The organism is Pseudomonas sp. GW821-FHT07B01 (genome assembly GCF_059419065.1).
Genome location: NZ_JBWKRA010000005.1, coordinates 20,525 through 40,771 on the forward strand (window position 1 = coordinate 20,525; position 20,247 = coordinate 40,771).

General features: G+C 62.1%; 17 protein-coding genes. 6 read left to right on the forward strand and 11 right to left on the reverse strand.

Annotated elements, in window-relative coordinates; all coding sequences use genetic code 11:
* The 6 genes from AC07S6_RS07435 to AC07S6_RS07460 all read left to right on the forward strand — a co-directional run bounded on the left by AC07S6_RS07435 (position 1) and on the right by AC07S6_RS07460 (position 4,997).
* On the forward strand, positions 1 to 663 hold the full coding sequence (locus AC07S6_RS07435) for an amino acid ABC transporter permease (protein ID WP_314544182.1): 663 nt from the start codon (positions 1 to 3) through the stop codon (positions 661 to 663).
* The gene (locus AC07S6_RS07440) at positions 660 to 1,442 is read left to right on the forward strand and encodes an amino acid ABC transporter ATP-binding protein (RefSeq protein ID WP_198862791.1); all 783 of its coding nucleotides are present in this window, start codon (positions 660 to 662) and stop codon (positions 1,440 to 1,442) included. The genes AC07S6_RS07435 and AC07S6_RS07440 overlap by 4 nt, the downstream gene beginning before the upstream one ends.
* A gap of 14 nt (positions 1,443 to 1,456) precedes the next feature.
* Positions 1,457 to 1,846 carry a RidA family protein gene (locus tag AC07S6_RS07445; protein ID WP_003191822.1) on the forward strand — a complete coding sequence of 130 codons (390 nt, stop codon included), beginning with the start codon at positions 1,457 to 1,459 and terminating at the stop codon, positions 1,844 to 1,846.
* Between the two features lie 134 nt (positions 1,847 to 1,980).
* Positions 1,981 to 2,745, forward strand: coding sequence for an IclR family transcriptional regulator (locus AC07S6_RS07450; protein ID WP_495111993.1), 765 nt, complete (start codon positions 1,981 to 1,983; stop codon positions 2,743 to 2,745).
* A 9-nt stretch (positions 2,746 to 2,754) separates the two neighbouring features.
* A complete protein-coding gene (locus tag AC07S6_RS07455; RefSeq protein WP_495111994.1) occupies positions 2,755 to 3,963 on the forward strand; it encodes an amino acid deaminase in 1,209 nt (402 codons plus the stop codon).
* Positions 3,964 to 4,091: 128 nt separating this feature from the next.
* Positions 4,092 to 4,997 carry a sugar kinase gene (locus AC07S6_RS07460; RefSeq protein ID WP_495111995.1) on the forward strand — a complete coding sequence of 302 codons (906 nt, stop codon included), beginning with the start codon at positions 4,092 to 4,094 and terminating at the stop codon, positions 4,995 to 4,997.
* Positions 4,998 to 5,156: 159 nt separating this feature from the next.
* Here the strand turns inward: AC07S6_RS07460 and AC07S6_RS07465 are convergent, their stop codons facing one another.
* The 11 genes from AC07S6_RS07465 to AC07S6_RS07515 form a co-directional block, all read right to left on the reverse strand.
* Positions 5,157 to 5,432 (reverse strand): peptidylprolyl isomerase, encoded by a 276-nt coding sequence (locus tag AC07S6_RS07465; protein ID WP_003174397.1) that lies wholly within the window; start codon positions 5,430 to 5,432, stop codon positions 5,157 to 5,159.
* 43 nt (positions 5,433 to 5,475) lie between these two features.
* The gene (locus AC07S6_RS07470) at positions 5,476 to 8,013 is read right to left on the reverse strand and encodes a PAS domain-containing hybrid sensor histidine kinase/response regulator (protein ID WP_197882014.1); all 2,538 of its coding nucleotides are present in this window, start codon (positions 8,011 to 8,013) and stop codon (positions 5,476 to 5,478) included.
* Positions 8,014 to 8,151: 138 nt separating this feature from the next.
* Positions 8,152 to 10,107 (reverse strand): acetoacetate--CoA ligase, encoded by a 1,956-nt coding sequence (locus AC07S6_RS07475; RefSeq protein WP_495111996.1) that lies wholly within the window; start codon positions 10,105 to 10,107, stop codon positions 8,152 to 8,154.
* A gap of 127 nt (positions 10,108 to 10,234) precedes the next feature.
* Positions 10,235 to 11,008 (reverse strand): 3-hydroxybutyrate dehydrogenase, encoded by a 774-nt coding sequence (locus tag AC07S6_RS07480; protein ID WP_073454318.1) that lies wholly within the window; start codon positions 11,006 to 11,008, stop codon positions 10,235 to 10,237.
* Between the two features lie 7 nt (positions 11,009 to 11,015).
* The gene (locus tag AC07S6_RS07485; protein ID WP_197882008.1) at positions 11,016 to 12,407 is read right to left on the reverse strand and encodes a GntP family permease; all 1,392 of its coding nucleotides are present in this window, start codon (positions 12,405 to 12,407) and stop codon (positions 11,016 to 11,018) included.
* Between the two features lie 293 nt (positions 12,408 to 12,700).
* Positions 12,701 to 14,092, reverse strand: coding sequence for a sigma-54 interaction domain-containing protein (locus AC07S6_RS07490; protein WP_014718208.1), 1,392 nt, complete (start codon positions 14,090 to 14,092; stop codon positions 12,701 to 12,703).
* Between the two features lie 145 nt (positions 14,093 to 14,237).
* A complete protein-coding gene (locus tag AC07S6_RS07495; RefSeq protein ID WP_495111997.1) occupies positions 14,238 to 15,809 on the reverse strand; it encodes an ABC transporter ATP-binding protein in 1,572 nt (523 codons plus the stop codon).
* Positions 15,810 to 15,819: 10 nt separating this feature from the next.
* Positions 15,820 to 16,842, reverse strand: coding sequence for an ABC transporter permease (locus AC07S6_RS07500; RefSeq protein WP_014718210.1), 1,023 nt, complete (start codon positions 16,840 to 16,842; stop codon positions 15,820 to 15,822).
* The gene (locus tag AC07S6_RS07505; RefSeq protein ID WP_005788805.1) at positions 16,842 to 17,900 is read right to left on the reverse strand and encodes a microcin C ABC transporter permease YejB; all 1,059 of its coding nucleotides are present in this window, start codon (positions 17,898 to 17,900) and stop codon (positions 16,842 to 16,844) included. Before AC07S6_RS07505 ends, AC07S6_RS07500 begins: the two co-directional genes overlap by 1 nt.
* Positions 17,900 to 19,759 carry an extracellular solute-binding protein gene (locus tag AC07S6_RS07510; protein ID WP_495111998.1) on the reverse strand — a complete coding sequence of 620 codons (1,860 nt, stop codon included), beginning with the start codon at positions 19,757 to 19,759 and terminating at the stop codon, positions 17,900 to 17,902. The genes AC07S6_RS07505 and AC07S6_RS07510 overlap by 1 nt, the downstream gene beginning before the upstream one ends.
* 130 nt (positions 19,760 to 19,889) lie before the next feature.
* A complete protein-coding gene (locus AC07S6_RS07515; protein ID WP_034125729.1) occupies positions 19,890 to 20,171 on the reverse strand; it encodes a peptidylprolyl isomerase in 282 nt (93 codons plus the stop codon).
* Positions 20,172 to 20,247: the final 76 nt, after the last annotated feature.

Here is a 20,247-nt window from a genome sequence, read left to right on the forward strand (position 1 = left end):
ATGTACGAATCCCCCAATTGGCTGCATGAATTGTGGATCGCCCGCGAGACTCTTTGGGCTGGCTTCCAGGCCAGCGTGGCGGTCTCGGCGCTGGCGATTGTCTTTGGCACCCTGATCGGCATCGTCGCCGGGTTGATCCTGACCTATGGCAAGTTCTGGATGCGTGCGCCGTTCCGCCTGTATGTCGATTTGATCCGTGGCACGCCGGTGTTTGTGCTGGTATTGGCATGTTTCTACATGCTGCCGGCCCTTGGCTGGCAAATCAGTGCGTTCCAGGCCGGTGCGGTCGGGCTCACCTTGTTCTGTGGCTCCCATGTATCGGAAATCGTGCGCGGCGCGCTGCAAGCCATTCCCCGTGGGCAAATGGAAGCGGGCAAGGCGATTGGCCTGACGTTTTATCAGTCCCTGGGCTACGTGTTGTTGCCCCAGGCGCTGCGGCAGATTTTGCCGACCTGGGTCAATTCCTCCACGGAAATTGTCAAGGCTTCCACCTTGCTGTCGGTGATCGGCGTGGCCGAATTGCTGCTCAGTACTCAGCAGGTGATCGCGCGCACCTTCATGACCCTGGAGTTCTACCTGTTCGCCGGTTTTCTGTTCTTTGTCATCAACTACGCCATCGAATTATTCGGGCGCTACATTGAAAAACGGGTGGCCTTGCCATGAACCAAGCTCAAACCAACCCAGCGCTGCTGGACATTCGTGGCCTGCGTAAACAATACGGCCAGGTGGAAGTGCTCAAGGGCGTCGACCTGTCCATGCAGCGCGGCAATGTGGTGACGTTGATCGGCTCCAGCGGCTCGGGCAAGACCACCTTGCTGCGCTGCGTGAACCTGCTGGAAGAGTTCCAGGGCGGGCAGATCACCCTGGATGGCGAGTCCATCGGCTACAGCGATGTCGGCGGCAAGCGTGTACGCCACCCGGAGCGAGTGATCGCCCAGCACCGCGCAATGACCGGCATGGCGTTCCAGCAATTCAACCTGTTCCCGCACCTGACCGCGCTGCAGAACGTCACCCTCGGCTTGCTCAAGGTCAAGAAAATGGGCAAGGATGAAGCGGTAGCGCTGGCCGAAAAATGGTTGGACCGTGTCGGCCTGCTGGAGCGCCGCAATCACTTTCCCGGCCAATTGTCCGGCGGCCAGCAACAACGTGTGGCCATTGCCCGGGCCATTGCCATGAACCCCAGCCTGATGCTGTTCGATGAAGTCACCTCGGCCCTCGACCCGGAGTTGGTGGGCGAAGTGCTCAGCGTGATCAAGGGGTTGGCGGAGGAGGGCATGACCATGTTGTTGGTCACCCATGAGATGCGCTTTGCCTATGAGGTCTCGGACCAGATCGTGTTCATGAACCAGGGCCGCATTGAAGAGCAGGGCAGTGCGAAGGACATCTTCGAGCGGCCGCGGTCGCCGCGCCTGGCGGAATTTCTCAAGAACATTCGTTTTTAACAAGGAGCAACTTTATGAGCATTACTCGTTACGGCACCGGCAGCACCGCAGGTGGCGGCCAGCCACGTCCGTTCGCCCGCGCTGTGGAAGCCGATGGCTGGCTGTACGTGTCGGGCCAGGTACCTGCGGTGGACGGTGAAATCATCAATGGCGGCATCATCGAGCAAACCCGCCAGACGATGCGCAACGTGGTGGCGATCCTCGAAGAAGCCGGCTACGAGCTCAAGGATGTGGTTCGGGTGGGCGTATGGTTGGAAGACCCACGGGACTTCTGGAGCTTCAACAAGGTGTTCGGCGAGTACTTCACCCCGGAACACGCCCCGGCGCGCGCCTGTGTGCAGGCCAATATGATGGTCGATTGCAAGGTCGAGATTGATTGCGTGGCCTACAAGAAAAAGGCCTAACTGATCATTCCCACGCTCTGCGTGGGAATACCGCCTTGGACGCTCTGCGTCCGCGCTTGTGACGCAAAGCGTCACCGCATGCATTCCCACGCAGAGCGTGGGAACGATCATCTGGAACGGGACCGAGTACTGCCATGACCGAAGACACCATCAAACGCCGCGCCAAAGGCCTGGACCGTGCGTTCGATATCCTCGATTTTCTCAAGGAAATCGGCCAGCCCCTGCGCCCGAATGATATTGCCATTGGCATCGGCAGCCCCAAATCCACGGTCTACGAACTGGTGGCGTCGTTGCTGGAGCGGCGCATCCTGGAGACCGTGGGCAAGGACGGCCACGTGTACCTGGGGCGCCAGCTGTATTTCCTCGGCCAGGCACACTTGCGCCACTTCGACCTGACCCGCGAGGCCGACCACGCCTTGCAGGAGATCGTCAGCCAGACCCACGAAACCGCACAGATGTGCCTGCTCAACGGGCGCAAATACACGGTAGCGCTGATGCGCGAGGGCCAGCGGCATTTCCGTATTTCTTCGGACATCGGTGAAAACGCGCCCATTCCGTGGACTGCCTCGGGGCGCTTGTTGCTGGGGCATTTGAGCGATCAGCAGATCGTCGACCTGATCGATCCCGACGACTTCATCCTGCCGGACGGCCTGCGCCTGCCGCTGGACACTTTCCTGGCGCAGATCCGCCAGGCCAGCCTGGATGGGTTCTTCTCCTTCGACAGTGTGGCCGACACCTTCACCCATTGTTTTGCCGCCCCGGTGCGCGATGCCCAGGGCATCAGCATCGCGACCCTGTGCATCGTCGCCCCCCGGGCTGATGCGAGCAAAAACTACCACGACTATCGCCGGGTACTGATCGACAGTGCCAACAGCCTGGCCCGGCGCATCAACGAATAGGAGTTTTCCATGTCTGCCCTCAACGCCGTTGAAAAAGGTGCCGCTGCCGTCGGTGCCCATTTGGTTCGCGATGTCAGCCTGCCGGCCCTGGTGCTGCACCGTGACGCCCTGGAACATAACATCCGCTGGATGCAGGACTTTGTCCGCAGCAGCGGCGCCGAGCTGGCGCCCCACGGCAAGACCAGCATGATGCCCGCGCTGTTCCAGCGCCAGATCGCCGCCGGTGCCTGGGGCATCACCCTGGCTACCGCCGTGCAGACCCGCGCCGCCTACGCCAGCGGTGTGCGTCGCGTGCTGATGGCCAACCAACTGGTGGGCGCAGCGAACATGGCCTTGATCGCGGACCTGCTGGCCGACAAGGATTTTGACTTTCATTGCATGGTCGATCACCCGGACAACGTTGCCGACCTGGGCCTGTTCTTCGCCGCCCGTGGTCAGCGCCTCAATGTGATGATCGAGTATGGCGTGGTCGGTGGCCGGTGCGGCTGTCGCAGCGAGCAGCAAGTGCGCGACCTGGCCAAGGCGGTCCAGGCCCAGCCGGCCTTGGCCCTCACCGGTATCGAGGGTTACGAAGGCGTGATCCACGGCGAGCACGCCATCAGTGGTATCCGCGCCTTCGCCGCCAGCCTGGTGAGCCTGGCGGTCGAGCTGCAAGACAGCGGCCTGTTCGACCTGCCCACGCCGATCATCACCGCATCGGGCTCTGCCTGGTACGACCTGATCGCCGAGTCGTTCGAAACGCAGAACGCCGCCGGCCGTTTCCTCAGCGTGTTGCGCCCTGGCAGTTACGTGGCCCACGACCATGGCATCTATAAAGAGGCGCAGTGCTGCGTACTCGAACGCCGCAGCGACCTCAACGAGGGCCTGCGCCCGGCAATGGAAGTCTGGGCGCATGTGCAGTCGTTGCCGGAGCCTGGTTTTGCGGTGGTTGCCCTGGGCAAGCGCGACGTGGCCTACGACGCCGGTTTGCCGGTGCCACTCAAACGCTACAGGGCCGGGATCGTGCCGGCGCAAGGTGATGATGTGAGCGGGTGCAAGGTCACGGCGGTAATGGACCAGCATGCGTTCATGACCGTGGCGCCCGGGGTTGAATTGCGTATTGGCGACATCATTTCCTTTGGTACGTCCCACCCTTGCCTGACCTTTGATAAATGGCAGGTGGGGTGCCTGGTGAATGAGCAGTTGCAGGTGGTCGAGTCTCTGCGTACCTGCTTCTAGACCGAGTCGCGGCTATCGCAGGCAAGCCAGCTCCCACAGTGACCGCGTTTTAACTGAAGGAATGCAGTCGAATGTGGGAGTCGGGCTTGCCCGCGATGGGGTCCTCCAGCACACCTGAGAACTTTGCCATGAACACCCACCCCCGCATCGCCCTCATCGGCGAATGCATGATCGAACTGCAACACCGCGCCGACGGCAGCCTGCACCAGAGCTTCGGCGGCGACACCCTGAACACTGCGGTGTACCTGCGTCGCGAGCTGGGCGATGCCGACAGCGTTGACTACGTCACCGCCCTGGGCGATGACAGCTTCAGCGATGCCATGTGTGAGCATTGGCACGCCGAAGGCCTTGGCCTGGGCAGGGTCCAGCGTCTGCCTGGGCGCCTGCCGGGCTTGTATTGCATCCAGACTGATGCCCAGGGCGAACGTAAATTCCTCTACTGGCGCAACGAAGCGGCCGTGCGTGACTGCTTCACCACGCCTGCCGCCGAGCCGGTCCTGGCGGCATTGCCGGGCTATGACGTGGTGTATTTCAGTGGCATTACCCTGGCGGTGCTGGGAGACATCGGGCGTGAGCGCTTACTGCAGGCGCTGATCGAAGCCCGCCAGCGTGGCGCCAAGGTGGTGTTCGATAACAACTACCGGCCCCGGCTGTGGGCCGATGTGCAAACGGCCCGTGAGGCGTATCGCAGGGTGTTGGCCGCAGTGGACATTGCCTTGCTCACCGAGGATGACGAATGCGCGTTGTTCGGCTATGAGGATAGCGAGCAGGTGTTTGCGGCGTATCCCTCGATTGCAGAAGTGGTGCTCAAGCGGGGAGCGGATGCGTGCCTGATTCGTTGCGCGGGCGAGCGCTTTGCGGTGCCGGCGTTGAAAGTGGAGAAGGTGGTGGACACCACGGCGGCGGGGGATTCGTTCAGTGCGGCGTATCTGGCCAGTCGGCTCAACGGTGGTTCGCCCCAAGACGCCGCACTGGCGGGGCATCGGTTGGCGAGCCGGGTGATTCAGGTGCCGGGGGCGCTGATACCGAGATGATCACTGATCGTTCCCACGCTCTGCGTGGGAGCGCAGCCCGGGACGCTCCGCGTCCCAGAAACGGACGCAGAGCGTCCAGTGAGGCATTCCCACGCAGAGCGTGGGAACGATCGGATGTGGGAGCTGGCTTGCCTGCGATAGCGGACTGAAGCCATCCACTCAATCGCGGTAAAACACCTGCACCAGGTGATAGCCAAACTTGCTCTTGATCGGCCCGTGCACCACCTTCACCGGTTTCTTGAAGATCACCGCATCAATCGCCCCCACCATCTGCCCGGGCCGCACTTCGCCCAGGTCACCACCGCGTTTGCCCGACGGGCAGGTGGAGTACTTCTTGGCCAGCACATCAAAGGCTTCGCCTTTGGCAATACGCTGCTTGAGTTGTTCGGCTTCTTCGCTGGTTTTCACCAGGATATGACGGGCTTGGGCTTTCATGGGGCTCTACCAGCTGTGCGACGGCGCGCGATTATGCCTGAACTCAGGCCTCGACGCCGATCATGCTACGGATTTTGTTGGCCAACAGGTCAATGGAAAAAGGCTTGGCGACCATGTCCATGCCGTCCTCCAGGAACCCCTGGCGTTCGGCGGCTTTCTCGGCATAACCGGTCATGAACAGCACGCGCAGGCCGGGGCGATGCTGGCGGGCGATTTCCGCCAGTTGCCGGCCGTTCATGCCGGGCAAGCCAACGTCGGTCACCAGCAAGTCCACGCGCAAATCCGATTCCAGCAACGGCAGCGCCGCACGCGCATCCGCCGCCTGGTGCGCGGTATAGCCCAGTTCGTCGAGTACATTGACCACCAGCATGCGCACCGCCGGGTCGTCCTCGACCACCACCACCGCTTCACCGGCCAGGGCCACGGGGGCTTCGGTCAGGCTGGTAGGCAGGCTGCTTTCCAGTGCGGTGCCATACAAACGCGGCAGGTACAGGCGCACGCAGGTGCCCTGGCCCGGTTCGCTCTGGATGGTCACGTGGCCGCCGGATTGCTGGGCAAAACCGTAGATCATCGACAACCCAAGGCCAGTGCCTTGGCCGATGGGTTTGGTGGTGAAGAACGGGTCGAACGCCTTGGCGAGGATTTTCGGCGCCATGCCGCTGCCGTTGTCGCTCACGCCAAGCATCACATAGTCGCCGGCCTTGACCGGTTCCAGGGTGGTGATGTCGGTGCCGTCCAGGTAACTGTTGGCGGTTTCGATCAGCAGCTCGCCGCCGTCGGGCATGGCGTCGCGGGCGTTGATCACCAGATTGAGCAGCGCGTTTTCCAATTGGCTGGCGTCGGTGTTCACCGGCCAGATGTCCTTGCCCAGTTGTACCTTGAGTTCGATATGCGCGCCCTTGGTGCGCCGGAACAGGTCTTCCAGGGACGCCACCAGTTGGTTGGGGTCGGTGGGGCGACGGTCCAGCGACTGGCGTCGCGAGAACGCCAGCAGCCGGTGGGTGAGGGCGGCGGCGCGATGGGCGGAGGACACGGCGGCATCGGCAAAACGGCCGATATCGTCGCTGCGTCCGGCGGCAATGTAACGCTGCATCAGGTCGAGGCTGCCGATGATGCCGGTGAGCATGTTGTTGAAGTCATGGGCGATACCGCCGGTGAGCTGGCCGACCGCTTCCATCTTCTGCGCATGGCGCAGGGCATCTTCGGCACGCTCGCGCTCGAACATCTCGTTTTGCAGGCGCTGGTTGGCTTCGGCCAGCGCCTGGGTGCGCTGGGCCACGCGTTCTTCAAGGTTCTCGTTGAGGTGGCGCAGGGCTTCTTCGGTGAGCTTGCGTTCGGTCTCGTCGATCACAAAGATGTAGAAACCATTCACCGAGCCGTCACTGCTAAAGCGCGGCAGGTACTTCATCAGTGCATGGCGCGGGCGGCCATCGCGATGAGGCGTCACCGTCATGAAGCTGCACGCTTTGCCCTTGAGCGCGGCGGCGATCTTGTCTGCGCGCCCGGCATACACCTCGTCGCCAAGTACTTCGCGGATGGTTTTGCCGTACAGCTCCTGGGGCGTCTTGCCGTACCAGTCCAGGTAAGCGCTGTTATTGAGGCGAAAGCGCTGGTCGTGGTCAACGTAGCCGATCAACACCGGCATGGCGTTGATGATCAGTTGCAGCTCGGTCTGGCTCTGGCGCAGGGCTTGCTCGGTGTTTTTACGCTCGGTGAGGTCCAGCGCGGCGCCGAGGAAACGCGCCGGCCGGCCCTGTTGATCCTTGTAGCAGCGGCCACGGGCGAACACCCAGCGCACCTGGCCGTCGGCTTGCAGCAAGCGATACTCCTCGGCGTATTCGGTGCCATGGGTAATGCAATGCTTGATGCTGCGCGTCACCGTTCCCCGGTCCTCAGGGTGCACACCATGCAGGTAGGCGCTGATGGGCAGCAGGCTCGAATCGTTGGGGTCGACGCCATGCAGGTAGGCGAAATGGGCGTCGGCGATGAAACGGTCTTCGCCGATATCCCAGTCCCAGGTGCCTACCGCGTCGGTGGCCGCCAGTGCCAGTTGCAGGCGCTGCTCGGTGTTGTGCTGGGCCTTGAGGCTGGCTTCGGAGCGCTGTTGCAGTTCGAGGGTTTTGCTGCGCCGCTCATTGGTTTCAATGGCCGTGACCAGGATGCCGGCCACCCGGCAGCTTTCATCGCGCACCGGGCTGTAGGTCAGGTCGAGCCATATCTCGGTGTCGCGGCCCTCGCGTTGCAGCACAAAGCGTTGCTCGCTGAAGGTACGCACCTGGCCGCCGAGCACGGCGTCGTAGACCGGTGCGGCGAAGCTTTCCAGTTCGGGCCAAGTGTGGTGCGCCGGCTGGCCCAGAGCGCCGGGGTGCTTGCCGCCTATCAGGTGGGCAAAGCCATCGTTATAGAGTTGTATGAGGTGTGGGCCCCACAGCAGCACCATTGGCATGGGTGAATGCACGACGATATCGACAGCAGTGCGCAGGCTTTGCGGCCACTCACTGGCCTCACCGAGGGGGCTTTGCGCCCAGTCCAGCCGCCTGATCAATGCAGCGGCTTCGCTACCGGTGGATGTTCCATTCATAAAAAGCCCTGAGCCTGACGCTTTGAAAAATGACAACACCCATTGTCCCAAGGAACGACAACGGGTGGCTACCCCGGAAAAATAGCATGCCTTGAGGGTTTTTCTTCAAAACGCTGCGTCAGCGCTGAAACCTTTCATCTAATCGGCCAGTTCAGCTCTGTGGCGAAATTGCTCCAGTGCCTGGGGGTTGGCCAGGGCATCGGTGTTTTTCACCGGCTCGCCATGCACCACATTGCGCACCGCCAATTCGACGATTTTGCCGCTGATGGTGCGGGGGATATCCGTGACAGCGAGGATCTTCGCCGGCACGTGCCGCGGTGTGGTGTTGGCGCGAATCACCTGGCGAATCTGCTGTTGCAGCGCCTCGTCCAGTTCAATTCCATCATCCAGGCGCACAAACAGCACCACGCGCACGTCGTCCTGCCAGCGTTGACCGATGGCGAGGCTTTCCAGCACCTGCGGGATCTTTTCCACCTGGCGATAAATCTCGGCGGTGCCAATGCGCACGCCGCCGGGGTTGAGCACCGCATCGGAACGCCCGTGGATCAACAGGCTGCCGTTGGCGCGTTGCTCGGCATAGTCACCCTGTGCCCACACGCCGGGGAACTGGCTGAAATACGAGGCGCGCAATTTTTGCTGTTGCGGGTCATTCCACAGCCCGATGGGCATGGCAGGGAAGTGCCGGGTGCACACCAGTTCGCCTTTCTCCCCGATCAGGGGCCGGCCCTGGTCGTCCCACACTTCGATGGCCATGGCCAGGCTCTTGCACTGCATTTCACCGCGCCGTACCGGCAGCACCGGGTTGCCGATCACAAAGCAGGAGACAATGTCGGTGCCACCGGACATCGAGGACAGGCACAGCTCAGCCTTGATCTCGCGGTACACGTAGTCGTAACTCTGGGGCGACAGCGGCGAGCCGGTCGAAATCAGACCCTTGAGGCTGCCCAGGTCGTGGCTCAAGCGCGGCTGCAACCCGGATTTTTCCAGGGTGGCGAGAAATTTGGGGCTGGTGCCGAACACGCTGATTTTTTCCGCATCGATCAGGTCGATCAAGCGTTCGGGGCCGGGATGGAACGGCGAGCCGTCGTACAGCACCGCGGTGGCGCCGATCGCCAGCACCGACACCAGCCAGTTCCACATCATCCAGCCGCAGGTGGTGTAGTAGAACAGGCAGTCCTCGCGGTTCAGGTCGGCATGCAGGCCATGTTCCTTGAGGTGCGTCAGCAATACGCCGCCCGTCCCGTGGATGATGCACTTGGGGATGCCGGTGGTGCCGCTGGAATAAAGGATATACAGCGGGTGGTCGAACGGCACCGCGACAAATTCGGGTTCGCCGCAGGCTTGGTAGAAGTCGTCCCACAGCGCGACATGGGCGTGGGTGGCGTAGTCCCCAGCCTGCGCCTCGGGCTTGGCGTAAGGCACGATGATCAGCTGTTGCAGGGAGGGCAGGCGTTCGAGGATTTCATTGAGCTTGGCGCTCTGGTCGATGCGCTTGCCGGCATAGCGGTAGCCTGCGCAGGTGATCAGCACCTTGGGCTCGATCTGGCCGAAGCGGTCGATGACGCCTTGGGTGCCGAAGTCTGGCGAGGAGCAAGACCAGATCGCACCGAGGCTGGTGGTGGCGAGCATGCCGACCAGGGTTTGCCAGGTGTTGGGCATACACGCGGCCACCCGGTCACCTATGCCGACCCCGGCCGCCCGCAGGCCTTTTTGCAGGCCGGCCACGTGTTCCGCCAGCTGCGCATAGCTCAATTGTTCACGTTGGCCGTCTTCGCTGACAGCCACCACAGCAGGATGATCGTCGCGGCGGCGCAACAGGTGTTCGGCGAAGTTCAGGGTGGCGCCGGGAAACCATTGGGCGCTGGGCATCTCGATGTCTTCGATCAGGGTCACCGTGGGCGGGCTGCGAAACTGCACGTCAAAGAACGCGACAATCGCCTGCCAGAAGTCCGGGCGTTGGTCGATGCTCCATTGGTGCAGGGCGGGGTAGTCGTGGAGCTGCACGCCGTGGCGTTGGTTGATGAAGCGGCGGAACTGATCCATGCGCGTGTTGGCGATGCGTTCCGGGGAGGGTTGCCAGAGGATGTCGGACATAAGCTGCCTCTTCTCGTTCCCACGCTTCGCGTGGGAATGCCTGACTGGACGCTCTGCGTCCGCTTTTGGGGCGTGGAGCGCCCCGGTCTGCGTGCCCACGCAGAGCGTGGGAACGATCATCACGGGTTTACTGGGCCAGCCAGCCACCATCGATGTTCCAGGCCGCGCCGCGCACCTGGGCACCGGCTTCACTGCACAAGAACAACACCAGCTCCCCGAGCTGCGACGGCGTCACGAATTCCAGCGACGGCTGTTTCTCCGCCAGGAGATCCTGCTGCGCTTGCTGTGGGTCGACCCCGGTAGCCACGCGATCATCAATCTGCTTCTGCACCAGCGGCGTCAGCACCCAGCCCGGGCAGATGGCGTTGCAGGTGACATTGCTGGTGGCGGTTTCCAGGCCCACCACCTTGGTGAGGCCGATCACCCCATGTTTGGCCGCCACATACGCCGCCTTGCCCACTGAGCCGACTTGCCCATGCACCGAGGCGATATTGACGATGCGCCCCCAGCCCTTGGTCTTCATGCCCGGCAAGCTCAGGCGTGTGCTGTGGAACACCGAGGACAGGTTGATGGCGATGATCGAATCCCAGCGCTCCACAGGGAAGTCTTCCACCGCCGCCACATGCTGGATACCGGCATTGTTGACCAGGATGTCCACGCCACCGAACTCGTGCTCGGCGTAGGCGAGCATGTCGGCGATCTGCGCCGGGTCGCTGACGTCTGCCGGGTGATGCCCGACCTTGCCGCCAAACGCCTGTACCTGGGCGATCACCGCGCTGGCGTCGCCGAAGCCATTGAGAATCAGATTGGCGCCGGCCTTGGCCAGGCTCAGGGCAATCCCTAAGCCGATGCCGCTGGTGGAGCCGGTGACGAGGGCGGTCTTGCCATTCAAAGTTGTCATGAAAACCTCACACAATGCCGGTGGCGTAGAAAGTGCCGATCACCACGAACACCGCAAGGGTCTTGATGATCGTGATGCCAAAAATGTCCTTGTAGGCTTCGCGGTGGGTCAGCCCGGTGACGGCCAGCAGGGTGATCACTGCGCCGTTGTGGGGCAGGGTGTCCATGCCGCCGCTGGCCATGGCCGCGACCCGGTGCAGCACCTCAAGGGGGATATTGGCCGCGTGGGCGGCTGCAATGAAGCTCTCGGACATCGCGGCGAGGGCGATGCTCATGCCGCCGGAAGCGGAGCCGGTGATACCGGCCAGCAAGGTCACGGTGATCGCTTCGTTGACCAGCGGGTTGGGGATGCCCTTGAGCCAGTCCGCCAGTACCAGAAAGCCTGGCAGCGAGGCGATCACGGCGCCAAATCCATATTCCGATGCGGTGTTCATCGCCGCAAGCAATGCACCGCTTACCGCGCTTTTACTGCCTTCGGCCAGCTTGCTCTTGATCGCCGAAAAGCCGAATACCAGCACCACGATAATCCCCACCAGCAACGCCGCCTGCACCGCCCAGATCGCGGTGAGCTTGGCGATTTCGGTGGTCACCGGCGTGCTCATGCCCGGCAGGCTGAGGCTGTGGGTCTTGCCGTACCACTGCGGGATCCAGTGGGTGAACAACAGGTTCATCACCCCCACCAGGATCAGCGGCGACAACGCGAGCCACGGGTTGGGCAAGGCAAGGTTGTCGGCGGTTTCCGGCTCATTGCGCAACTCGGTGCCATAGCCTTCACCGGCACGCTGGGCCTTGTTGCGCTGGCGTGCGAGGTAGAGCATGCCGGCGCAAAACACGAAGATCGTGCCGATCAGCCCCAGCCATGGCGCCGCCCAGGCGGTGGTGTTGAAGAAGGTGCTGGGGATGATGTTCTGGATCTGCGGTGTGCCGGGCAGGGCGTCCATGGTGAACGAGAAGGCGCCGAGGGCGATGGTCGCCGGGATCAGGCGCTTGGGGATATTGCTCTGGCGGAACATCTCGGCGGCGAACGGGTACACCGCAAACACCACCACGAACAGCGACACGCCACCGTAGGTGAGCAGGGCGCAGACCAGCACAATCACCAGCATTGCCTGGCGCGTGCCGAGCAAGCGGATCGCAGCGGCCACGATCGAGCGCGAAAACCCCGACAGCTCAATGAGCTTGCCGAACACCGCACCGAGCAGGAATACCGGGAAATACAGCTTGATAAAACCGACCATCTTTTCCATGAACACCCCGGTAAAGGCAGGGGCGACGGCGGACGGGTCAGTGAGCAGCACCGCGCCAAGGGCGGCGATGGGGGCGAACAGGATAACGCTATAGCCACGGTAGGCGGCCAGCATCAGCAGCGCAAGCGCGGCCAGGGCAATGATCACACTCATGGTGTGTCTCCATCGGATTGTTATTGTTGTGGGTGAGGCTGTGGGAGGAAGCTATAGCGAGATGTGTGCCAGATTTATAACTTGTTGATATGTATGGATTTATTGTGGATTCAGAGTGATTTTCGAGACGGCAGTCTCAATCTGGAGACGGGTGGAGATCCTTGTGGGAGCTGGCTTGCCTGCGATAGTGGTGGTTCAGCTGGCTTGTAGGGCACTGTTAGAGCGCTATCGCAGGCAAGCCAGCTCCCACATAAGAAAGTCTTGATATTGGGAATTGCGTCTCTTGTTTGAGACTAAGTTAGTCCAAGCGCCAGCATTTTTTTATACAATGTCGACCGCCCAAGCCCCAACCGCTTGGCCGCCTCTACAACATTTCCGTCACTGGCCTTGAGCGCGCCCGCAATCACCTGCCGATCAAACCGCTGCCGCGCCGCCGCAAAGGTTTCACCCTCGACCGCCGCCACCGCGCCTCGCTGTACCGGGCTGAACGTGCCAATCGCTGCGCGAAGGTCGCTGGCATTGAGCATCAGGTCATCACTCAACAGCGCCGCACGCTCCAGCACATTGCGCAGCTCGCGGATATTGCCCGGCCAGGCATGTTGGGCCAACAGCGCCAGGGCATCGCGGTCCAGTTCGTGCTGGCTGCGCAACTCCTCAAGGATCGCCTCGCTCAGCGCCGGAATATCCTCCAGCCGTTCACGCAGCGGCGGCACCTGGATCGGCAGCACGTTGAGGCGGTAATACAGATCGGCGCGAAACTCGCCACGCTTGATCGCTGCCTCCAGGTCCATGGACGTGGCGGCAATTACCCGCACATCGCTGTGCAGCATCTCGTTGGAGCCCACCGGCTCGAATTCCTTTTCCTGCAACACCCGCAGCAATTTGCTTTGCAGTGGCAGCGGCATGTCGCCGATTTCATCGAGAAACAGCGTGCCGCCCTGGGCGATCTGGAATTTGCCGGGGCGACCCTTGCGGTCGGCACCGGTAAAGGCGCCGGGCGCAGTGCCGAAGAACTCGGCTTCAAGCAGGTCATGGGGAATCGCCGCGCTATTGATGCTCACAAAAGCTTTGTGCGCCCGGGGCGATGCGCCGTGGATGGCCTGGGCGAGCAACTCCTTGCCGGTGCCGGTTTCCCCGAGCAGCAATACCGGCGACTCGGCACTCGCACTGCGCCGCGCCCGGCGCTTGACCTCAAGGCTGGCGGCGCTGGTGCCGATAAAGTGCGCAAAGTTGTATTTGCTTTGCCGCGAACGCAGCAGCGAGCGCGTGGAGGCCAGCTCCTGCTGCATGCTCAGGTAACGCTCGATCAACGGCGACAGGTTGCGCAGTTCATCGAACAGCGCAAACCCAATCGCGCCGATCACCGCCCCGGCCTCGTCGTGGATCGGCAGGCGCATCACCACCAGTGGGCCTTTGGGAGTGTCCTGGATATCCAGCAGGATCGGCCGGTCGTTGCGCACCACCTGGCGCAGCAGGCTGTTGGAAATCACCTGCTCGCAAGGCTGGCCGATGGCTTGGTCGGCGCTCTTGAGGCCAAAACGCTTGGCGTAACGCTCGTTCATCCACACGATATTTGCATCGCGGTCGACGATGACCGTGCCCTCGCTGGACTGCTCGATGATCTCGAACAGTGACTGGATGGCCAGGCCGCGAACCTGTTGGTAGTCCTTGAGGCTGGTACTCATGGGTACAGAATCCTGTTAATGATCGTTCCCACGCTCTGCGTGGGAATGCCTACCGTGACGCTCTGCGTCACTTGGCGTAGGGCCAAGACACGACGCGGAGCGTCTCGGGTTGTGTTCCCACGCAGAGCGTGGGAACAATCTCACCTCACAAAGGGATGTGCGCTGCTGCCAGCAGTTCTTTGGTGTACGGGTGTTGGGGCGATTCGAACACCTCATGGCTCGCGCCACGCTCCACCACCTTGCCATCCTTGACCACGATCATGTCATGGGCCATGGCGCGCACCACCGCCAGGTCATGGCTGATAAACAGGTAGGTCAGGCCGTATTTGTCCTGCAGTTCGCGCAGCAGCGCCACCACTTGTTTCTGCACCGTACGGTCCAGGGCCGAGGTGGGTTCGTCGAGCAGCATCAGCGCTGGCTTGAGTACCAGGGCGCGGGCAATGGCGATGCGTTGGCGCTGGCCACCGGAAAACTCATGGGGGTAGCGATGTCGGCTGGCAGGGTCGAGGCCCACGTCCTTGAGCACCTGGACCACTTGCGCATCGCGGTCGGCCAGGCTGCACGGGGCATGCACTTCCAGGCCCTCGCTGATGATCTGCTGCACCGACATGCGCGGACTGAGGCTGCCATAGGGGTCCTGGAACACCACCTGCATCTGCTTGCGCCATGGGCGCATCTGCTGATGGTTGAGCGGGTCCAGGGCCTCACCCTGAAAGCGGATGCTGCCGCTGGAGTCGAGCAAGCGCAGGATCGCCTGGCCCAGGGTGGACTTGCCGGAGCCGGACTCGCCGACGATCCCCAGGGTCTTGCCGCGCTGCACGCTGAGGCTGATGCCGTCCACTGCGCGCAGGTAGGTCTTGGCCCGGAACAGCCCGCCTCCCAGGGGAAACTGCACGCTCAGGTGATCCACTTCCAGTACCGTGTCACGCGGCTCGCTGCACAGCACGTCGCCCGAGGGCTCGGCATCCAGCAGCAGGCGGCTGTAGGGATGCTGCGGTGCGGTGAACAGGGCCTGGCAGTCAGCCTGCTCGACGATTTCGCCGGCACGCATCACACAGACCCGCTGGGCGATACTGCGCACCAGGTTGAGGTCATGGCTGATCAGCAGCAGCGACATGCCCAGGCGTTGTTGCAAGGACTTGAGCAGCAGCAGGATCTTGCGCTGCACCGTCACGTCCAGCGCCGTGGTGGGCTCGTCGGCAATCAGCAGTTCGGGCTCGCAGGCCAGGGCCATGGCGATCATCACCCGCTGGCGCTGGCCGCCGGACAATTGATGGGGGTAGGCCTTGAGCCGTTCCTGGGGTTTCTGGATGCCCACCAGTTCCAGCAGTTCGAGGATGCGCGCCTGCGCCGCCTTGCCGCCCAGGCCCTTGTGCAGCAGCAGGGTTTCGCCGATCTGCTTTTCGATGCTGTGCAGCGGGTTGAGGGAGGTCATCGGCTCCTGGAAGATCATGGCAATGCGGTTGCCGCGCAATTTTTGCAAGGTACTCGGTGAGGCGCCGATCAGTTCCTGGCCGCGATACTTGATCGAACCCAGGGTTTGGGTGCCGGCTTGCGGCAGCAGTTGCAGGATCGAATGGGCCGTCACCGACTTGCCCGAGCCCGACTCGCCCACCAGCGCCAGGCACTCGCCAGGGCGCACGTCCAGGCTCAGGTTGCGCACGACGGTCTGGCCGTTGAAGGCGACGCACAGGTCGCGGATTTCGATCAGGTTCATACGCGGTCACTCATGAGCGGGGGTCGAAGGCATCACGCAATGCCTCGCCGATAAACACCAGCAACGACAGAATCAGCGCCAGGGTGAAAAACGCCGTCAAGCCCAGCCACGGCGCTTGCAGGTTCTGCTTGCCCTGGCCGATCAGCTCGCCCAGGGACGCGCTGCCGGCGGGCATGCCGAAGCCAAGGAAATCCAGGGCGCTCAAGGTGGATATCGCCCCGGTCAAAATGAACGGCAAATAGCTGAGGGTCGCGGTCATGGCGTTGGGCAGGATGTGCCGACGAATGATCTTGCCGTCGCCCAGGCCCAGGGCACGCGCGGCCTTGACGTATTCCAGGTTGCGCCCGCGCAGGAACTCGGCGCGCACCACGTCCACCAGGGCCAGCCAGGAAAACAGCGCCATGATCCCCAACAACCACCAGAAGTTCGGCTCCACAAACCCCGACAGGATAATCAGCAGGTACAGCACCGGCAGGCCGGACCACACCTCGAGGATGCGCTGGCCGAGCAAGTCTACCCAGCCACCGTAGTACCCCTGCAACGCCCCGGCGGCAATGCCAATGACGGCGCTGATGGCGGTCAGGGCCAGGGCAAACAGGATCGACACCCGTGCACCAAAGATCACCCGGGCCAACACATCGCGGGACTGGTCATCGGTGCCCAGCCAGTTCACCGCCGACGGCGGGCTCGGGGCAGGGCGGGTGAGTTCGTAGTTGGGCGTGTCATCGCTGAACGGAATCGGCGGGAACAGCATCCAGCCGCCCTCCTGCTTGATCAGCTTTTGCACGTAGTCACTGCGGTAGTCCGCCTGGAACGGCAACTGCCCACCGAACTGCTGCTCGGTGTAGCGTTTGAACACCGGAAAATACAGCTCGTTCTTGAAACTGAGCACCAGCGGCTTGTCATTGGCGATCAACTCGCCGCCCAGGGTCAGGATAAACAGGCCGATAAACAGCCACAGCGACCACCAGCCACGGCGGTTTTTCTTGAAGCGCTCGAAGCGTCGGCGGGCCACGGGGGAGAGGTTGAGCATCAGGCGTTCCTCGCGGCGAAGTCGATACGCGGGTCCACCAGGGTGTAGCAGAGGTCACCGATGAGTTTTATCAAGAGGCCGAACAGGGTGAAGATAAACAGCGAGCCGAACACCACCGGGTAGTCGCGGGACACGGCCGCCTCGTAGCTCATGCGGCCCAGGCCATCGAGGGAGAAGATCACCTCGATCAGCAGCGAGCCGGCAAAAAAAACACTGATAAACGCCTGGGGAATCCCCGAGATCACCAGCAACATCGCATTGCGGAACACGTGACCGTACAGCACCCGGCGTTCGCTCAAACCCTTGGCGCGGGCGGTGACCACGTACTGGCGGGTAATTTCGTTGAGGAACGAGTTCTTGGTGAGGATGGTCAAGGTGGCAAAGCCGCCGATCACCAGCGCCGTTACTGGCAGTACCAGGTGCCAGAAATAGTCGGCGATTTTGCCCACGGTGCTCAGTTCGGCGAAGTTTTCCGAGACCAGCCCGCGTACCGGGAACCAGTTCAGCGAGGTACCGCCAGCGAACACCACGATCAGGAACATCGCAAACAGGAACGCCGGCATCGCGTAACCGATGACGATGGCCGTGCTGCTCCACATATCAAAGCTGCTGCCATGGCGCACGGCCTTGCGTATGCCCAGCGGGATCGACACCAGGTAGGTGATCAGCGTGGCCCACAGGCCGAGGGAAATGGTGACGGGCATCTTTTCCAGGATCAGGTCAGTCACCGTCGCGCCGCGAAAGAAGCTGTTGCCGAAGTCCAGTTGGGCGTAATTCTTGAGCATCAACCACAGGCGTTCCGGCGCGGATTTGTCGAAGCCGTATTGTTTTTCGATGTCCTTGATCAGCTTGGGGTCCAGGCCGCGGCTGGCCCGCGAGCCGCTGATGCCTTCGCCGGATGCGCCGGCTACACCACCGCCGCCAATGCCTTGCAAGTGGGCGATAGCTTGCTCCACTGGCCCGCCGGGCGCGGCCTGCACGATCACGAAGTTCACCAACAGGATGATCACCAGCGTCGGGATGATCAGCAGCAGGCGCCGTACGATATAGGCAAACATCAGTGGGCCTCTCCGCGTTTTTTCAACTCAGCCTGCATTTGTTCGTTCGTCAGCGGGGTGGGGCTGACTTCCCACCAGGTTTCCAGGGCTTCGTCGTTCTTCGCCTCGATGGCCGGGCGCCCGAAACGGTTCCACCATGCGGCGGAGGTGCCCGGTGGGTAATAGTTGGGGATCCACAGGTAATTCCATTGCAGCACGCGGTCCAGGGCGTGGGCATAGGTGAGCATCTTCGCCTGGGTGTCAGCCTTGACCAGGCCATGGATCAGGGTATCGACGGCCGGGTCCTTGAGCACGATGTAGTTGTTGGCGCCCGAATCGAACGCGGCGGCAGAGCCGAAATAGTTGTACAGCTCCATGCCGGGCGAAGTGGTGACCGGGAAACCCGTGACGATCATGTCGTAGTCGCGGGCCATCAGTCGGTTGACGTATTGCGAGGAGTCGATGCGGCGGATATTCAGGGTGATGCCGATCTGCGCCAGGTTGCGTTTGTAGGGCAGCAACAGGCGCTCAAGGCCGTTCTGGACGTTGAGGAAGGTGAATTCCAGTGGCTCGCCCTGGGCATTGACGAGTTTGTCGCCCACAGGTTTCCAGCCGGCGTCTTCCAGCAGGGCCAAGGCTTGCAGCTGTTTGTCGCGGATCATGCCATTGCCATCGGTGACCGGGGCCTTGAACACCTGGGTAAACACCTCGTCGGGAACCTGACCGCGCAGGGGTTCGAGGATCGCCAGTTCTTCCGGGGTCGGTAACTGGCTGGCGGCCAGCGGGCTATTGGAGAAATAGCTCTGCTGGCGGATGTACAGGTTGCGCATCATTTGGCGGTTGGCCCATTCAAAGTCCCACAGCATCGCCAGGGCCTGGCGCACGCGGCGATCCTTGAACATCGGTTTTTGCACATTGAACACATAGCCCTGGGCCGGCTGCGGCATCTCCTTGGCCAGGTGCGCGCGCTGCAGGCGGCCATCGTCCAGGGCCGGGCCGTTGTAGCCGATGGAGTAACCGGTGGCGGAGAATTCACGGTTGAAATCATAGGCGCCGCCGCGTAGCACTTGGCGCGCTACTTCGGTGTCGCCGAAGTACTCCAGGCTCAGGTGATCGAAGTTGTACAGGCCGCGGCTGACCGGCAAGTCCTTGCCCCACCAGTCGGGGTCGCGGGTGAAGGTGATGGTACTGCCGGAGTCGATCTTGCTGACCTTGTAAGGGCCGCTGCCCAGTGGCGCTTCGTAGCCACCGCCGTTGGCAAAGTCGCGGGTCTTCCACCAGTGCTCGGGGAACACCGGCAAGGTGGCGATATCCAGGGGTAGGGTACGGTTTTCGTTGCTGGAAAAGTCAAAGCGCACCTGGCGCTCACCTTCGATTTCGACGTGTTTGACGTCTGCAAATAACGTGCGATAGCGCAGGCTGCCTTGGGTCATCAACACGTCAAAGCTGTAGCGCACGTCTTGCGCGGTAATGGGCGTGCCATCGGCAAAGCGCGCCTTGGGGTTCAGGTAGAAGCGCAGCGACAGGCCGTCGTCGGCGCGTTCCATCTTTTGCGCCACCAGACCATAGACGGTGTAAGGCTCATCCAGCGAGCGCAACGCCAAGGGTGCATACACCCAGCCGTCGACCTGGGACACGCCGATGCCTTTGTCGATATAGGGCAGCACATGGTCAAACCGCCCCACCTCCAGCGCTGAACGCCGCAGGCTGCCGCCCTTGGGGGCGTTGGGGTTGGCATAGTCGAAATGGCTGAAACCTTCGGCGTACTTGGCGGGCTCGCCGTACACCGTCAGGTAGGTTTGCGGGGCTGCGATCACCGCAGTGCTGGCCATTAGAAAGGCCAGGGTGGAACAGAGCAGAGATGAAAAAGCCAATCGCATTATCAGCCTTGAGCGCCGGGTAAAGAATAATAAGGATTTGTACGCTAACGGCCTGGGCATCGCCAGTCATCAGATGCACAACGGCCCACCAAAGGGCGGGCCGTTGTTTATAGCATCAGCGCAGATTGAATCAATCCTGGCGGCTGGTGACTTCCAGCAGGTGATAGCCGAACTGGGTCTTCACCGGGCCTTGCACGGTGTTGACCGGGGCACTGAAGACCACGGTGTCGAATTCCTTGACCATCTGGCCTGGGCCGAACGAACCGAGGTCACCGCCCTGGCGGCTGGATGGGCAGCTGGAGTTGGCTTTAGCGATTTCTGCGAAATCAGCGCCGCCTTCGATTTGGGCCTTGAGTTCGTTGCACTTGTCTTCAGAGGCAACGAGGATGTGACGGGCGGTGGCTTTGGCCATGGTGAGTAACTCCTAGAGTAAAAAACGGTGAGCGTACCGGATTCAGGCGGTTATTTCTCGGCAAAGTTCCACTGGG

Bases quoted from the DNA above. Each gene is read 5' to 3' on its own strand.
- AC07S6_RS07435 (WP_314544182.1), top strand. From the start codon at position 1: ATGTACGAATCCCCCAATTGGCTGCATGAATTGTGGATCGCCCGCGAG.
- AC07S6_RS07440 (WP_198862791.1), top strand. From the start codon at position 660: ATGAACCAAGCTCAAACCAACCCAGCGCTGCTGGACATTCGTGGCCTG.
- AC07S6_RS07445 (WP_003191822.1), top strand. From the start codon at position 1,457: ATGAGCATTACTCGTTACGGCACCGGCAGCACCGCAGGTGGCGGCCAG.
- AC07S6_RS07450 (WP_495111993.1), top strand. From the start codon at position 1,981: ATGACCGAAGACACCATCAAACGCCGCGCCAAAGGCCTGGACCGTGCG.
- AC07S6_RS07455 (WP_495111994.1), top strand. From the start codon at position 2,755: ATGTCTGCCCTCAACGCCGTTGAAAAAGGTGCCGCTGCCGTCGGTGCC.
- AC07S6_RS07460 (WP_495111995.1), top strand. From the start codon at position 4,092: ATGAACACCCACCCCCGCATCGCCCTCATCGGCGAATGCATGATCGAA.
- AC07S6_RS07465 (WP_003174397.1), bottom strand. From the start codon at position 5,432: ATGAAAGCCCAAGCCCGTCATATCCTGGTGAAAACCAGCGAAGAAGCC.
- AC07S6_RS07470 (WP_197882014.1), bottom strand. From the start codon at position 8,013: ATGAATGGAACATCCACCGGTAGCGAAGCCGCTGCATTGATCAGGCGG.
- AC07S6_RS07475 (WP_495111996.1), bottom strand. From the start codon at position 10,107: ATGTCCGACATCCTCTGGCAACCCTCCCCGGAACGCATCGCCAACACG.
- AC07S6_RS07480 (WP_073454318.1), bottom strand. From the start codon at position 11,008: ATGACAACTTTGAATGGCAAGACCGCCCTCGTCACCGGCTCCACCAGC.
- AC07S6_RS07485 (WP_197882008.1), bottom strand. From the start codon at position 12,407: ATGAGTGTGATCATTGCCCTGGCCGCGCTTGCGCTGCTGATGCTGGCC.
- AC07S6_RS07490 (WP_014718208.1), bottom strand. From the start codon at position 14,092: ATGAGTACCAGCCTCAAGGACTACCAACAGGTTCGCGGCCTGGCCATC.
- AC07S6_RS07495 (WP_495111997.1), bottom strand. From the start codon at position 15,809: ATGAACCTGATCGAAATCCGCGACCTGTGCGTCGCCTTCAACGGCCAG.
- AC07S6_RS07500 (WP_014718210.1), bottom strand. From the start codon at position 16,842: ATGCTCAACCTCTCCCCCGTGGCCCGCCGACGCTTCGAGCGCTTCAAG.
- AC07S6_RS07505 (WP_005788805.1), bottom strand. From the start codon at position 17,900: ATGTTTGCCTATATCGTACGGCGCCTGCTGCTGATCATCCCGACGCTG.
- AC07S6_RS07510 (WP_495111998.1), bottom strand. From the start codon at position 19,759: ATGCGATTGGCTTTTTCATCTCTGCTCTGTTCCACCCTGGCCTTTCTA.
- AC07S6_RS07515 (WP_034125729.1), bottom strand. From the start codon at position 20,171: ATGGCCAAAGCCACCGCCCGTCACATCCTCGTTGCCTCTGAAGACAAG.